Source organism: Brenneria izbisi, assembly GCF_025840185.1.
Classification (GTDB): Bacteria; Pseudomonadota; Gammaproteobacteria; order Enterobacterales; family Enterobacteriaceae; genus Brenneria; species Brenneria izbisi.
This window is the reverse complement of the sequence record NZ_JAMPJU010000002.1, coordinates 169,982-185,535: the sequence shown is the minus strand read 5'-3', so window position 1 is coordinate 185,535 and position 15,554 is coordinate 169,982. Positions and strand designations below refer to the sequence as shown.

The following is a 15,554-nucleotide window of genomic DNA, read 5'->3' as shown; positions in this document are numbered from 1 at the left end:
TCTCATGATCCGAATTGAATTGCCAACGCTGGTTGAACGGCTCAACCCGGTGTGCCGCCATATGCTGGAAGAGGCGGCGGTACTGTGTATTCAACATCAGGGCGCCGAAATACGCATTGAACACCTGTTGATGAAAATGCTGGAAACGCCGCTGAGCGATGTGCGGCAGATCCTGAAACGCGCCGGGGTGGATGTTGAGGAACTTGTCGCGCTGCTGTCGCCGTCCTCGGTGGATAAAGGCTTTGACGCCGGCTATCCCTCGTTTTCTCCGTTGCTGGTGGAATGGTTACAGGACAGTTGGTTACTGGCTTCCGCTGAGTTTCAACATGCCCACCTGCGCAGCGGCGTGTTGCTGCTGGTATTACTGATGACGCCGAACCGTTACTTGTCGGCGGCGGCCTCGCGGCCATTGGCGCAAATCAACCGTGAACTGTTGCGTCAGCAGTTTGATGAATGGGTGAAAGAGTCGGTGGAAACCGAGGTCGCGGCGGCTCAGTCATCCACAGCGGAGCAAACCGCTGCGGCCAGCACCCAGCTTTCCCGCTATACCCAGAATGTGACCGAGGCCGCCCGACAAGGGCAACTCGATCCGGTGTTGTGCCGCGATCATGAAATCGATCTGATGATCGATATTCTCTCCCGCCGTCGTAAAAACAACCCGATCGTGGTGGGTGAGGCTGGCGTCGGGAAAAGCGCGCTGATTGAGGGGTTGGCACTGCGTATTGTCGCGGGAGAGGTGCCGGAAAGACTACGCGATGTGGAATTACTGACACTCGATTTGGGCGCGATGCAGGCGGGGGCATCGGTCAAGGGCGAGTTTGAAAAACGGTTCAAAGGGGTGATGCAGGAAGTGAAAACCGCGCCGCGCCCGGTGATCCTGTTTATTGACGAAGCGCATACCTTGATCGGCGCCGGTAATCAGGCCGGCGGGCTGGATGTTTCCAATCTGCTCAAGCCCGCGCTGGCGCGTGGCGAGTTGCGGACGATCGCGGCGACCACCTGGAGCGAATATAAAAAATATGTGGAGAAAGACGCGGCGCTGTCGCGTCGTTTCCAGTTGGTCAAGGTCGGCGAACCGGATGCGCAACAAGCGATCGTCATTCTGCGCGGGTTGCGCGGCATTTATGAAAAAGCTCACGGCGTGCTGATTGACGAAGAAGCGCTTCAGGCGGCGGCGCAATTGTCCGCTCGCTATATTTCCGGGCGTCAATTGCCTGACAAGGCGATTGACGTACTGGATACCGCTTGCGCCAGGGTAGCGATTAATCTCACTACGCCGCCGCGGGCGGTCAGTCAGTTGCAAACCCGCCTGCATCAGCAGGACATGGAGATTGCGCAGCTTGAGCGTCAGGAACGTATCGGTCTGGGCGACACCGCGCCGCGTCTGGCCGAACTGCGCGCCACCCGTGAGGCGGAAGCCGCGGCGCTGACGCAGTTGACAGCGGATTGGCGACAACAGAAAGCGCAGGTACAGCAGGTGATTGATCTGCGTAGCGCATTGCTTGATAACCCTCGGCCTGATGATTTTGATGAACAGGCCGCGGCATCGGAATTAATGACCTGTGAGCGCGAACTGGCGGCGCGCCAGCAATCGTCCGTGTTGGTGTCGCCGCATGTGGATAAAACCCAGATCGCGGCGGTGATTGCCGAGTGGACGGGCGTTCCGCTCAACCGGATCTCGCAAGGGGAACTGGAAGTAGTAACGCGCCTGCCGGATTTTCTGGGCGAGGGTATAAAGGGCCAACAGTTGGCGATTGCCCAACTGCACAAACACTTGCTGACCGCGCGCGCCGATCTGCGTCGCCCTGGTCGCCCGTTGGGGGCTTTCCTGCTGGTGGGGCCGAGCGGCGTCGGCAAAACCGAAACCGTGGTGCAGATCGCCGACCTGATGTTTGGCGGTCGCAACTATCTGACCACCATCAATATGTCCGAATATCAGGAAAAACATACGGTATCGCGGTTGATTGGTTCGCCGCCGGGCTACGTTGGTTTTGGCGAAGGCGGCGTACTGACAGAAGCCATCCGTCAAAAACCTTATTCGGTCGTATTGCTTGATGAAGTGGAAAAAGCGCATCCAGATGTCCTCAACCTGTTTTATCAGGCTTTTGATAAAGGCGAACTGGCGGATGGCGAAGGGCGGGTAATCGACTGCCGCAATGTCGTCTTTTTCCTGACGTCCAATCTCGGCTTCCAGACCATCGTCAACCATGCCCACCAACCGGACGTGTTGCTGGATGCGCTCTACCCTGAATTGGCGGCGTTTTTCAAACCGGCATTGTTGGCGCGCATGGAGGTCATTCCTTATCTGCCGCTGGATCACCACACTTTGGTCGCCATTGTTCAGGGCAAACTTTCTCGACTGGTGGATCTGCTGCAACAGCGTTTCGGCGCGGAAGTCATAATTGACGATGCGGTGCCGGAAGAAATTCTGCGCTTGGCGAATCGCAGTGAAAACGGTGCGCGAATGCTGGAATCCGTCATTGACGGCGCGTTGCTGCCGCCGGTATCGCTGCAATTACTTCAGCGTATGTCAGCAGGGCAAGCTGTCAGTCGTATTCATTTCCGCGTCGAGGAAGGCCAGTTCCGTTCCGAGGTAGAGGGCTGAGTATGCAAGAAGCCCTTGAACTGGCGCTCGCACTCACTCGCCAGCGTGATGAGGCTGGTTTATGCGACTGGTTGCTCAATACGTTGCAAACGGCCTGGCAGCCGCAAGGCGTATTGCTGGGCATGGTGGATGTCAGCGGTCGTCAATTGACGTGTCGTGGTCAGATGCGGCGCACGCCGGTATCGCTGGTGCTGGCGGCGGATGATTTCAGTCATCCGCTGGCTTATGTGCTGCATAAAAATCAGGCGCGCACCTGGGATTCGCTGTACGGCGGCGCCCGGATTGAACATCGGGAGTTTCGTCAGATCCTGGCGGCGGGCAACGCCTGCGGGCTGCACGCGTTGCCTTTATTGTCGGACAGCGGTAAGCCGTTGGCGGTGCTGGCGCTGCTGGATACGCCGGACCGGTTGCGCCAGTTGCACCAGGGCGGCAACGGCCCGCGTCTGGCGCAGGTATTTTGCCGCCAGTTGACGTTGCTGCGCGCGTTGGGGCGCAGCCAACGCGAGCAGAGCGCGCTGCGGGATTCGCTGCGTCAGATAAAAGATGAAGACGAACATCGGCGCGAGCGGGAGAAACGGGTAGAGGAAACGTTGATCGGCCAATCCGCGGTTGTTAAAGCATTGCATCAACAGATCTATCAGGCGGCCAGCCACCGGCTTGCCGTCCTGATCCAAGGGGAAACTGGTTGCGGCAAAGAGGTGGTGGCGCGTCTGTTACATCAGTGCTCAGCGCGTTCAGCGCAACCGTTTGTCGCCATTAATTGCGCGGCTATTCCAGATAACCTGATCGAAAGCGAGTTGTTCGGCTATCAGAAAGGCGCGTTTTCCGGGGCGCAGAGCAACAAGATTGGTCTGGTGGCGCAAGCCAACGGCGGCACGCTGTTTCTGGATGAAGTCGGCGATATGCCGCAGTCCATGCAGGCCAAGCTATTGCGGGTACTGGAAACCCATAGTTTCCGGCCATTGGGGGCAGACAGGGAAAGCCATTCCGATTTCAGGGTCATCGCCGCAACCCATCAGCCGCTGGAACAACAGGTTGCAGAAGGCGTTTTTCGTCAGGATCTCTATCACCGCCTCTGTCAGTGCCTGCTGCTGGTGGCGCCGCTGCGTGAACGCCCGGATGATATCCGCCTGTTGTGTGAGCACTTTATCGGTCAGTTTGCCAGCCAGCAGCGGAAAGTCGTCGGGCCTTTGCACCGCACTTTCCTTAAACAACTGGTGGGGTATGACTTTCCCGGCAACGTGCGGGAGCTTAAGAATTTGCTGGAAGTCGCCTGTGCGCATACGCCGGCGGGAGAATCTTTATGTCTTTCCTCATTACCGCCGGAGTTGCGTGAGCGCATCAGCGGCGCGACGGTGGTCGCCACTGATGATTTTCAGCATATTCACGATTTGCGTACCGCCACGCAACAGTATGAAGCCGCGGTTATTGCGGCGCGAATGCGCCAGTTTCAGGGCAACCGTCTGCTGGTGGCGGAGAGTCTCAATATCCCCAAACGTACACTCGATCACAAGTGCCAAAAGCTGGAGGTGAACTGATGTTTCTGACGATGGTTCCTCTGCTGCTTGCGGCGACGGGATCGCCCGATCCCGCCTGGCAGCAACTGTGGGAACAGTGCCGCAATGAAAGCGCCGCCGAGGTGCGGCTGGCGTGTTATGACGCGCTGAGTCGGGAGGCCGGACGTTCCGGCGTCATTTCGCCAACGGATGGTCAGACGAAGACCGGTGGCGCTTTCCAACTTGGACGGGAAGCGGGCAGCGGCGATCTGACGCTGACGCGTTCTCTGGCGGACGGCAATACGCTGGTGATCGGTTGCGCCAGCAATATTACGCATTTAAGGCTGACGCTCAGCCAGCCCTGGGCAGGAGAAACCGTCGCGTCGCAGTTGGATGGCGTGATGGCGCCGGACAACTGGTTTGTGCGCAACCGTGGCTTGCTGCTGGAGTTTAGCCGCGGACTGCCGGCCATCGACGCCTTGAAACGTTGGATCGGTCATCGCGAACTGGTGCTGAACGGCACGGACGGTCAGCAATTGCGTATTGATCTCGCCGGGTTGGGCGAGGCGTTGACACCGCTGCGTCAGCAGTGCCGATGGTAGGGGGAATGAACATGCATTCACACCCGTGGTGTAAACGTCTGCTGACCCCGCTGCCTGATGAGAGCTTGTGTGCCGCGGTGTTGGCGGATGACCCGCTGTGGGAGAAGGTGGAAACCGAACTGGTGAAGCTCGGTTCGCTGGCCCACAGTCAGGTGGATCTCAATGTGGTGGCCGACCACTGTCTGACGCTGCTGGAAAGCCGAACCAAAGATATGCGCGTTCTGGTGCAACTATTGCGCTGTTTACAGCATCCGGCTAAGGCCACGCCTTTTGCCACCGCGCTGATGCTGCTGGATAGCTGGCTGGCGAACTACTGGCAGCAAGCCTGGCCAACCAGTCCGGCGCAGAAACAGCGGTTGATGACCCAAATCGTCCGGCGTTTCGAAAGCGTCATGCCGCGTATGGCGGAAAGCGCTTCCGGCGCGGAGCTAAACCAACTGCATCAACTGGCGGAACAGTTGGCGAACCGTTGGCGCGATCTGGCGAGCGACAAGGCGGATCTGACGGATGAATTGCGGCAAGGACTCAACCGCGCCCGACAGCGGCATCAGGCGCGGCAGCAGACGAATCAGGCCGCCAACCCCTTTTCCGCCAGTGGCGGCGAGACGACGGAAAGCGCGGGCGTCAGCCAGGAAACCGCCGCACCGTCAGCCAGCGCGGTGGCGATCAATACCGCCGATGAACGCGGCTGGCGTCAGACTCAGTTGACGGTGGCGACGGTGTTGGTCGAACGTCAACCGGATGCGCCGGTGGGGTATCGGTTACGCCGTCATGCCATCTGGTCGGGGATCGCCACCGCGCCTATGGCGTCGCAAGGTAATCGGACCCAACTGGCGCCGTTTTCCGCCGATCGCATGGATGAATATCACAGCGCGTTGGGACAGGCGGATTTGAGTCTGTGGCAACGCATTGAGCAAAGTCTGACACTGGCTCCCTATTGGTTTGACGGTCACATGTTATCGGCGACCGTCGCCGCCCGACTTGGGTATGCGCTGGTCGCCAACGCCATCGCCGAAGAACTGGCGGCTTTTCTCCATCGCTTGCCGACGTTGCGCGAACTGACCTTCAGCGATGGATCGCCGTTTCTGACCGATAAATGCAATCAGTGGTTGCATGCGACGCTGGCGGGACGGGCGGGAAGTGAACGACAGGACGATCTGGCGACGGAGGCTTCAGCGTGTCGGGCCGAACACGGCATGGCGGCGGCGTTGTCGTTGTTGGATGAGCGAATACGTCGTCTGAAAGCGCCGCGCGATCGTTTTTATGCCGAACTGGTGCTGGCGGATTTGCTGGCCGAGGAAGGCATGAAAGCGCTGGCGGCACAGCATTATCAGCATCTGTGGCAGGAAAGCCAGCAACTGGGCCTGATGCAGTGGGAACCGGGAATGGTCAGCCGTCTGGAACGGTTGGTCGCTTCCCGCAAAAAATAAGACATTCGGAGTGAATGGTCGCTTATGTTTAAAACAATCGTTACCTTTCTGCGGCAACAACTGCCGAAACTGAAACCCTCCTGGCTATGGCTGGGCGCGATACTGTGGGTGGTGGCGCTGGTACTGGCCTGGTGGCTGGGGCCGCGACTGACGCTTGGCGATATGCGTCCGTTACAGAGCTTCTGGGCGCGGGTGGTGTTCACCCTGATTTGGTTGTGGCTGGCTTTTTGTTATAGCGCCTGGCAAGTGTGGCGCCGCGTCCAGCAGTTACGTGCGGAGCGTAATGAACAGCAAATCATCGAACAGGACCCGCTACAAGTGTATGTCGATAGTCAGCAGACGTTTCTGGATCGCTGGCTGGCGGCATTTCAAACCCAGTTCGGTAGAAAGGCGCTCTACGCCATGCCGTGGTATCTCACTATTGGTTTGACGGGCAGCGGCAAAAGCAGCCTGATTCATCGCGCCAATCCCGCCAATAAACTCAATCCAAAGCTGACGGCGGAATTGCGTGAACTCGCCAGTGGTCAGCAGGTCAGTTGCTGGGTGGGGGAATCGGCGGTGATCTGGGATCCCAACGGTCAACTGCTCTCCCAGCCTGAACTGGACGTCGATTCTTCAGGCCGTCGCTATGCCCGACAGTGGCAACATCTGTTGCAGTGGCTGAGTCTTAATCGCCGTCGTCAGCCGCTCAACGGTCTGGTGCTGACGCTGGATATGGCGTGGCTGGCGCAGGCGGGCGTCGCCGAGCGTAAAGCTTATGCCCAGGTGATGCGCAGCCGGTTACAGGAAATCGCGGTGAACCTCAACACCCGCCTGCCGTTGTATATCGCGCTGACCCGGCTGGATATGCTGAGCGGATTCGACAAAGTGTATCGCCAGTTGAACCGCGAGGCGCGTCAGGCCGTACTGGGAGTAACGTTTACCCCGCAAGCCAGTCAGGACAAAAGCTGGCTGACGGAGTTGGAAAATTTCTGGGATCAATGGGTCGCCCAGTTGAACGATAACCTGCCCGACATGTTGCTGACCCAGTCCGACCGCAGTGTGCGCAACACCCTGTTTGCCTTTGTGCGACAGTTGGCCGGACTGAAGGATTACGTGGTGGACGTGTTGACCGAAACGCTGGTCACGGGCGAGGACCGTTCGTTTATGGTGCGCGGCGTTTATGCCAGTTCAGTGTATCAGCAGGGCGTTCCCTTTGATGCGTTCGCTCAATCGGCATCCCGGCGTTATCAATTGCCGGAACCAGTTAATGCCGCCATGCGGGGCGAATCCAATACCTTTTTCGTACAGCGTCTGTTTCCCGACGTCATTTTCCCGGAAGCGGGGCTGGCGGGCGAAAACCGGTTGCACAGCCTCTATCGGCGGCGTCGGCTGAGTATCGGCATCGGTTGCATGGCGGCGGCGAGCCTGGCGTTGATTGGCGGTTGGCATCACTTTTACCGCGTTAATGAAGAGGCGGGACGTAACGTGCTGACCAAAGCACAGGCCTTTATCGGCACCAATGAACTGGAAGGGCAACCGGGGTTGGGCTATCAGCAACTGCCGCGTCTGAACCTGATCCGTGATGCCACCTTATCGTTCGGTAATTACCATGAACGTACCCCGGTGCTGGCCGATCTCGGTCTTTATCAGGGCGATAAGATCGGGCCTTATGTGGAAGGTTCCTATCTGCAAATGCTCAGTCAGCGTTTCCTGCCCGCGGTGATGCAAGGGTTGTTGGAAGACCTGAATCAGTCGCCGGCCAATAGCGAGCAAAAGCTGACGATTTTGCGGGTAATGCGGATGCTGGATGATGCGTCTGGTCGCAACAAGACTCTGGTGGAACAGTTTATGGCGCAGCGTTGGCAACGGGCGTTTCCCGGACAAGGGAATGTGCAGGAGCAACTGATGCGGCATCTGGATTATGCCCTTGAACGCACCGACTGGCATCGCTCGCGTGAGCAGAAGGACGCCGTGGCGATCGCTGCCTTTGCTCCGTTTAGCGAACCGATCGCCAGTGCTCAGCGCGAACTGAGCAAGCTGCCGATGTACCAGCGCGTTTACCAGAGTCTGGTCATGAAGGCGACGCAAGTGCTGCCGCCGGACTTGGCGATCCGTGACGAAGTCGGGCCAACGTTTGATCCGGTGTTTTCCCTACGCAGCGACAAGGCCGGAACGGTGCCCCGTCTGCTGACCTATCCGGGCTTCAGCGATTATTATCTCAAACAGGATAAGGCATTGTTGGAACTGACTGCGCTGGATGCCTGGGTGCTGGGCCAGCGTGAACGCGCGCAGTTCAGCGAGGCCGATCGCCGGGAGATCTTGCGCCAGGTGAATGACCGCTACATTACGGATTACATCAACCAGTGGCAGAAAGTGCTGGCTAATCTGGATGTGCAAACCCTCGATAGTCCAGAGCAGGCGCTAGATGTCCTGACCGACATTACCGGCAACGATCAGCCGTTCCAGCGGGTATTGACAACTGTGAGCGACAACACGCGCATTCGTAAGCTGGCGGATGGTGAAAATGATACGGCGCAAGGAATGAATACCCGCATCGGTCGCCCGTTCATGACGATCAACGCGGCGCTGAGCGGTCGCGGTGAACAAGGCCCGCTGGTGCAGGAGGTTAATCAAAAGCTGACTGATCTCTATCATTATCTGGATCAGATCGTGAACGCCACCGATCCTGGTCAGGCGGCGTTGAAAGCGGTACAGGTTCGTCAGGGGAATAAATTCGCCGATCCGGTATTCGCGTTACAGCAGTACGCCCGCGGTCTTCCCGCGCCGTTGGATCGCTGGGTTGGTCAACTGGCGGAGGAAAGCGCCACGCTGGTAACCGGTCTGGCGATGTCGTCGCTGAATCAGGAATGGCTGGACAAAGTGGTGACCCCTTTCAACGAGAAACTAGCGGATCGCTATCCATTCAATCCTGCGTCCGACAAGGATGTGCCGTTGTCAGAAATGGAACTGTTCTTTATGACGGGCGGTACGCTGGATAGTTTTTATCAGACCAACCTCAAATCGATGATAGACAGCGGCATGCTGGAAGGCGGAAACGCGTCGCCGTTGCAGGCCGAGTTGGTGAAACAACTGGAGCGGGCGGATCGTATCCGCCAAACCCTGTTTAACGCCGAAGGCAGTCTGGAAGTGCATTTCGTGGTTGAACCGTTGGAATTGACAGCCAATAAACGCCGCAGCGTATTGAATCTGGACGGACAGTTGCTGGAATACAGCCATGGTCGTCGCCAGAAGACACCGCTGGTATGGCCGAACAGCATGCGCGACGGCGCTGAAAGCAAGTTGACGCTGGTGCCGGACAATCGGGAGCGATCGCCGCGCAGTCTGAGCTTTAACGGCCCGTGGGCGATGTTCCGTCTTATCAACAGCGACCAACTGACGCAGGTTAACGACAACACTTTCGATGTGCGTTTTTCGCTGGAGCAGGGAGCAATGACCTACCGCGTTTATACCGATGCGAGCCATAACCCGTTCGCTGGTGGTTTGTTCAGCCAGTTCAGACTGCCTGATTCGCTTTATTAACCCTGAGGGGGCGTAATCGCCCCATTGCCGGATAAGTGATATGCAAGATGCGCAACAGGCCCTGAAAGTGGGCCGTGATCCACGGATGCTGCCTGAGTACGAAGCATTACGGGCGGAAATTAACAAACTGAGTCACGCCTCCCGTCCTGATGTGGACTGGCGGCTGGTTCATGACATGGCGACCACCATCTTTGAAAAACAGGGGGTGGATTTACAGACGGCGATCTATTTTACCCTGGCGCGTTCACGTCTGGCGGGACTGAATGGCTTTACCGAAAGCTGTGAATTTCTGGCAAACCTGATCGTAACCCAATGGGATAATTTTTGGCCGCCGGTTCATCAGGAACGGGCGCGTATCGAAATGCTGGACTGGTTCATCGCCAGAATCAGCGACGTCATCCGCCAGTACGCCATCAGCCATGAAGATAAACGGCTGGTTTATCGTTGCGAGCGGGCGCTGCAATTGATGAGTGAAAAGCTGCATAACGCGGGGCTGAGCCGTATTCCCCGTGTGGAAAATCTGCTGCATTTCATCGAAGGCTATACCCATCTGTTTGATGAAACCGAAATTGTGATTGTGTCGGACGATCAGGCGTTGCAGAAGCAGGACATGCAAATTCCGCCAATGGTGTTCTTTCATTCGGATATGGAACCGGGCGTCGTATCGCAAGGGGCCGGCGCATCAGCGGCAGGTCAGCCTGCGTTGCCGTCGGGCAGTATTCTGGTCGGACGGGAGAAAGGGCAGATGAAACCAACGGTACTGAAGATTGAAGCGCATCGTAAGCAAAAACCCGCCTGGTTCTGGTTTGTCGCCGGTTTGCTGAGTTGTGCGTTGCCGGTAGTCGCCGTCGCCGGCTGGCTGCATTGGCAGAAACAGAAAATGCAAGCGTTGGCGCTGCTGCAACCATCGGCTTACGTATTGCCGACCGCCCCGGATCATAACGATATTCGTCAGGTGCGTATCGTATTGGGCGAGCAGACATTGCAGGGTATGGAAGGTGAGTTGATCAATCGCTATCAGACCCAGTTGACGCAGATAAAAAACGCCTCGCCATTCTACCTCTATCAATACGGGGAGGGATTGAAAGGCGTAATGCAACAGTTGTACCCGGACTCGCTGGCGGTGAAAGAGATGGATCGTCAGTGGCGGCTCTCCCTTGATAGTCAGCAGATCGATCCGCCGCGTGCGGAAGGCTATGAACAGGCGCGCTCTGGCGTCAATGACACCTTGCGGCAACTGCTTGAACTTGAACGCCAGCGCCGTACTGTCACCCTTTCGTACCTGAAGTCAAAACTCTACGACATACAAAAAGATCTGATGTCGGATGTGCCATTCAGTGTTCGTTTGCGTGCGCTGGAGGAACGTGACGGCGCCAGTCAACCACTGACGCCGACAGAATTGCGCAGCATGGAAGAGGAACTGCGTTCATTCAATATACGCCTGTACCGGTTGCAACAGGATGGCACGACTCGTTGAGTTCGGGGCGATACCTGATATTCCCGCAATGGTTGCGATACATAATGGCTAACAGCAATAACATGATGAAATATAAAAAATTATTCATAGCACTATCGGTATGTTGGCTGGCGTCGTGTCAGTCCCCCGTTTCCTCGATGTCTGAAACGGAATTACTGAACGCGGCCAACCGGGGTAATGGCGAGGCGCAGTATCAATTGGCTAAAACATTGGCGGCGCGCTCGCAGTATACCGATGCCATGCAATGGATGCGGAAAGCGACGGAACGATCGGCGCTATCCGGCAATCAGGAAATGCGCGCGGCAGCCGCCTTGCAGGTCGGGGATTGGTATCAGGCCGGATTAGGCGAGCCGAAGAACAGCCCGCAAGCTCGTCGCTGGTGGACTCAGGCCTCACGGTTGGGGAACGGCGAGGCTGGCTATCGACTGGGAAGGGATTGTCAGGCGCAGCATCAGGATGAACTGGTCGCGCAATGTCTGGAGATCTTTGAAACGGCGGCGTCGAACGATTATGCCCCGGCGCAACTGCTGGTGGCGCAGTGGCACGCAGCGCGTGCCGGCGGTGAAGCGGATGCTGTGAGGTGGCTGGAGAAAGCGGCGCATCTGGGCAACCGGGATGCGCAATACCAATTGGCGCAGCGCTATGAACAAGGCAAAGGCGTGGTGATACGCCGCGACCTGGCTGAACGCTGGTATTACCGTGCGGCAGCATTGGGGCAGACACAGGCGCAGTTATGGATGGCGCGTCATGAAGAAGGCAGGAACGCGCTGAACTGGTATCAGAAAGCGGCTTCATCGGGGGATGCTGAGGCGCAACTGTGGCTGGCCAAGGCATATCGGGAAGGCAACTACTTGCCGCAGGACGAACAACTGGCGCTTAACTGGCTGGAGCGCGCTGCCGCCAGCGGGTCGGGCGAAGCGAACTATTTACTCAGCCTGTTGCAAACGGACGATGAAAAACGTGAGCGCTATCTGCTACAGGCGTCATCTGTCGGGTATGTCCGCGCCCAACGCGAATTAGGCGAATGGCTGCTCAGACGTAATGAGTGGGCTCGGGCGCGTGAAGCGTTCGCGAAGGCGGCATTGGCCGGCGATACTGATTCGCGGCTGGCGTATGGCGAAATGCTCAGATGGGGCCAGGGGGGGAAAGCCGATTATGGGGAAGCGTTGAAGCAGTATCAGCTGGCTGCTCATAAGGGCAATCGGATGGCTCAGTATCGAATGGGCATCATGCGTCAGGAGGGGCTTGGCGCGTCTCGCAACCGTATTCATGCTTATGCCTGGTACTCGATGGCGGCGACGGAAGGCATGCCGGAAGCGATCCATGCCCGTAATGATCTTGAAGCGACCATGCAGCCTGATGAGATCAAAGCCGGGCAGCGATTAGCCCTGCATTGGTCGTCACAGGGGTTTATCCCTAAGTAAAACTTTCAGAATAAATGCAAAATCTGCGCAACTTCTTGCTCGTTTTCCAGCATAAATCACTTTTTGCGCAATGTTTGCAAACGATTCGGGAAGTCTGCGCAACTTTTTGCTCAAATTTTACTTAGGGAAAATTTGACTTAAGTTAATTTCCTTTAAAAACAACAACATAAAAATTGGCATGGTCATTGCTAAACAAGCAAGTGAAGTCAAAAACATGTTCATTTAAAGGCTTTAATTAACTGTTTTCAATCAACTGTTTTCATCAACAAGGAGCAAGACCATGCCAACCCCATGCTATATCAGCATCGAAGGAAAAACTCAGGGCAATATCACTGCCGGCGCCTTCACGTCCGACTCTGTCGGCAACATCTACGTGCAGGGCCACGAAGATGAAATGCTGGTGCAGGAATTCAAACACGTCGTCACCGTCCCGACTGACCCGCAGTCCGGTCAGCCTTCCGGTCAGCGCGTGCACAAACCTTTCAAATTCACCGTGGCGCTGAACAAGGCGGTGCCGTTGATGTACAACGCCCTGGCCTCCGGCGAAATGCTGCCGACCGTCACCCTGAAGTGGTATCGCACCTCCGTTGAAGGCAAGCAGGAGCACTTCTTCTCCACCATCCTGACCGACGCCACCATCGTGGACATCGACTGCCAGATGCCGCACTGCCAGGACCCGTCCAAACTGGACTACACCCAGCTGATTCAGGTGTCTCTGTCCTACCGCAAAATCGACTGGGAACACACCGTCGCCGGGACGTCCGGCTCCGACGACTGGCGTGCGCCGGTCGAAGCGTAATCCCTGTTCAACCCGGCCAGCGTGCCGGGTTTTTTGCTGTGCTGCGGTGTGGGCGGACTCAGACCACAACACAGCGGTTTCATTTTTTCATCAGATAATTGCATGTCGCACCGGGCGGTAACGGGGCGTGCGGTAGCCGTGGCAGAGGGAGGAGGAACAAGGTGGCAAACAGCACAGGATTACAGTTCACCGTGACGCTCGGCGCGTTGCCGGCGGGCACGTTCGCGGTGGTGGATTTCAGGCTGGACGAGGGGCTGAACCGGCCATTCAGTTTGTCGCTGAGTCTGGCGAGCGCGCAGCCGGATATTGATTTCGGCGCGGTGCTGGACCAGCCGTGCGAACTGCTGGTGTGGTACGAAGGCGAACTGCAACGCCGGGTGAGCGGCATCGTCAGCGGTTTCACTCAGGGCGATACCGGCTTTCGCCGCACGCGTTATCAGGCGGAAGTGCGTCCGGCGCTGTGGCGGCTGGGGCTGCGCAGCAACGCGCGTATCTTTCAGGCACAGAAGCCGGAAGAGATTATCGCCACGCTGCTGGACGAAGCGGGTATCACGGATTACGCGTTCGCGCTGCGTCACGAGCATGCGCAGCGGGAATACTGCGTGCAGTACCGGGAAAGCGACCTGGCGTTTATCAACCGTCTGGCGGCGGAAGAAGGGTTGTACTACTTCCACGAATACGAGGAAGGCAAGCACCGGCTGGTGTTCGCGGATGACGCGGGGGCGCAGGGAAAAGGGCCGGACCTGTTCTTCAACCTGGCGACGCAGGGGCTGTCGGAAGGGGCGTATGTCAGGCGTTTCCACTATGCGGAGCGGGTGAGCACGGCGGAAGTGGAACTGAAGGACTACAGCTTCAAGACCCCGGCCTACGGCTTGTCGCATCAGAAGACGGGCAGCGAGCTTGAGCATCAGCGAGAGAGCTACCAGCACTATGACTATCCGGGGCGTTTCAAACAGGACCCGAGCGGAAAAGCGTTCAGCGGCTACCGTCTGGATGCGCTGCGCGCCGGGGCGGTGACGGGCGAAGGGGAATCGAACTGCGCGGGGCTGATGCCGGGCAGCGCGTTCTCGCTGACGGAGCACCCGAACGCGGCACTGAATATCGCGTGGCAGATAGTCGGGGTAACGCACGTGGGGCAACAGCCGCAGGCGCTGGAAGAGGAAAGCGGGGGCGAGCCGACGACGCTGAGCAACAGTTTCAGCGTGGTGAAAGGCAAAACGACGTGGCGGGCGTTGATGCCGCACAAGCCGATGGTGGACGGCCCGCAAATCGCGACGGTGGTCGGCCCGGCGGGAGAAGAAATCTACTGCGACGTGTACGGGCGGGTGAAGCTGCAATTTCCGTGGGACCGCTACGGCGCAAGCGACGACCAGAGCTCATGCTGGGTGCGGGTGAGTCAGGGCTGGGCGGGCGGACAGTACGGTCTAATCGCCATCCCGCGCATCGGGCATGAGGTGATAGTGAGTTTTCTGGAGGGCGACCCGGACCAGCCGATAGTGACCGGGCGGACGTTTCATGCCACTAATCCGACGCCCTATATCTTGCCTGAGCATAAAACACGCACTACGTTGCGAACGGATACCCACAAAGGCAGCGGATTTAACGAGTTGCGCTTTGAGGATGAAGCTACCCGCGAACAGATTTACCTGCATGCCCAAAAAGATATGGATGCGGTGATCAATAACATTCACCGGCAAAGCGTTGGACTGGATCAGCATCTTAGCGTTGCGCAGGATCAATTCCAGCGGGTTGAGCGTCATCGTCACCGTACTGTCGGGCAGGATGATTTTGAACAGATCGGTCAGGATCATCATCAGCATATCGGGCGTAATTTTATCCAGAAGATTGCCGAGTCACTAAAACGTTTTATCGGTGGCGGCGAGATCTCTCATATTGAAGGCAGCCGCCAGACCACGTTGACGGGATCGGAAGAGACGTTGATCGGCGCGCATCAACGCATTCTGGTGAATACCGACAGCTACCTGAAAGCGGCGGATATTGTGCTGGAAGCGGGCCAGGCGCTGACGATCAAAGCGCCCGGCGGCTTTATCAAAATTGATAGCGCCGGCGTCACCATTTCCGGCGCACGGGTGAAAGTTAATGAAGGCGGTGCGCCGGGAACCGGTATTGCGCCGGTTTCCGTTACGCCGGATGAGCCCGGCAAACCGACATTACCCGATGCCCCTGACAGGCGTTAAG

The 15,554-nt window shown here is 57.6% G+C and carries 9 protein-coding genes; all 9 read left to right on the top strand.

Features of this window, described 5'->3' with window-relative positions; translation table 11 throughout:
- Positions 1-4: 4 nt before the first annotated feature.
- The 9 genes from tssH to NC856_RS03495 all read left to right on the top strand — a co-directional run bounded on the left by tssH (position 5) and on the right by NC856_RS03495 (position 15,553).
- Positions 5-2,605 (top strand): type VI secretion system ATPase TssH, encoded by a 2,601-nt coding sequence (tssH, locus tag NC856_RS03535; RefSeq protein WP_264089056.1) that lies wholly within the window; start codon positions 5-7, stop codon positions 2,603-2,605.
- Positions 2,606-2,607: 2 nt separating this feature from the next.
- Complete coding sequence (locus NC856_RS03530) at positions 2,608-4,143, top strand: sigma-54 interaction domain-containing protein (protein ID WP_264089055.1); 1,536 nt, start codon at positions 2,608-2,610, stop codon at positions 4,141-4,143.
- On the top strand, positions 4,143-4,703 hold the full coding sequence (vasI, locus tag NC856_RS03525) for a type VI secretion system-associated protein VasI (protein ID WP_264089054.1): 561 nt from the start codon (positions 4,143-4,145) through the stop codon (positions 4,701-4,703). Before NC856_RS03530 ends, vasI begins: the two co-directional genes overlap by 1 nt.
- A gap of 11 nt (positions 4,704-4,714) precedes the next feature.
- Positions 4,715-6,133, top strand: a complete 1,419-nt coding sequence (tssA, locus tag NC856_RS03520) for a type VI secretion system protein TssA (protein ID WP_264089053.1) — start codon at positions 4,715-4,717, stop codon at positions 6,131-6,133.
- A 24-nt stretch (positions 6,134-6,157) separates the two neighbouring features.
- Positions 6,158-9,655, top strand: coding sequence for a type VI secretion system membrane subunit TssM (tssM, locus tag NC856_RS03515; protein ID WP_264089052.1), 3,498 nt, complete (start codon positions 6,158-6,160; stop codon positions 9,653-9,655).
- A 40-nt stretch (positions 9,656-9,695) separates the two neighbouring features.
- The gene (locus NC856_RS03510; protein ID WP_264089051.1) at positions 9,696-11,132 is read left to right on the top strand and encodes a VasL domain-containing protein; all 1,437 of its coding nucleotides are present in this window, start codon (positions 9,696-9,698) and stop codon (positions 11,130-11,132) included.
- A gap of 62 nt (positions 11,133-11,194) precedes the next feature.
- Entirely contained in the window at positions 11,195-12,556 is a 1,362-nt protein-coding gene (locus tag NC856_RS03505) for a tetratricopeptide repeat protein (protein ID WP_264089360.1), read from the top strand.
- 280 nt (positions 12,557-12,836) lie between these two features.
- Positions 12,837-13,355, top strand: coding sequence for an Hcp family type VI secretion system effector (locus tag NC856_RS03500; protein WP_264089050.1), 519 nt, complete (start codon positions 12,837-12,839; stop codon positions 13,353-13,355).
- A 161-nt stretch (positions 13,356-13,516) separates the two neighbouring features.
- Positions 13,517-15,553 (top strand): type VI secretion system Vgr family protein, encoded by a 2,037-nt coding sequence (locus NC856_RS03495; RefSeq protein ID WP_264089049.1) that lies wholly within the window; start codon positions 13,517-13,519, stop codon positions 15,551-15,553.
- Position 15,554: the final 1 nt, after the last annotated feature.

Coding starts and splice junctions, on each gene's coding strand:
- vasI (WP_264089054.1), top strand. CDS start 4,143: ATGTTTCTGACGATGGTTCCTCTGCTGCTTGCGGCGACGGGATCGCCC.
- tssM (WP_264089052.1), top strand. CDS start 6,158: ATGTTTAAAACAATCGTTACCTTTCTGCGGCAACAACTGCCGAAACTG.
- tssH (WP_264089056.1), top strand. CDS start 5: ATGATCCGAATTGAATTGCCAACGCTGGTTGAACGGCTCAACCCGGTG.
- NC856_RS03500 (WP_264089050.1), top strand. CDS start 12,837: ATGCCAACCCCATGCTATATCAGCATCGAAGGAAAAACTCAGGGCAAT.
- NC856_RS03530 (WP_264089055.1), top strand. CDS start 2,608: ATGCAAGAAGCCCTTGAACTGGCGCTCGCACTCACTCGCCAGCGTGAT.
- tssA (WP_264089053.1), top strand. CDS start 4,715: ATGCATTCACACCCGTGGTGTAAACGTCTGCTGACCCCGCTGCCTGAT.
- NC856_RS03510 (WP_264089051.1), top strand. CDS start 9,696: ATGCAAGATGCGCAACAGGCCCTGAAAGTGGGCCGTGATCCACGGATG.
- NC856_RS03505 (WP_264089360.1), top strand. CDS start 11,195: ATGATGAAATATAAAAAATTATTCATAGCACTATCGGTATGTTGGCTG.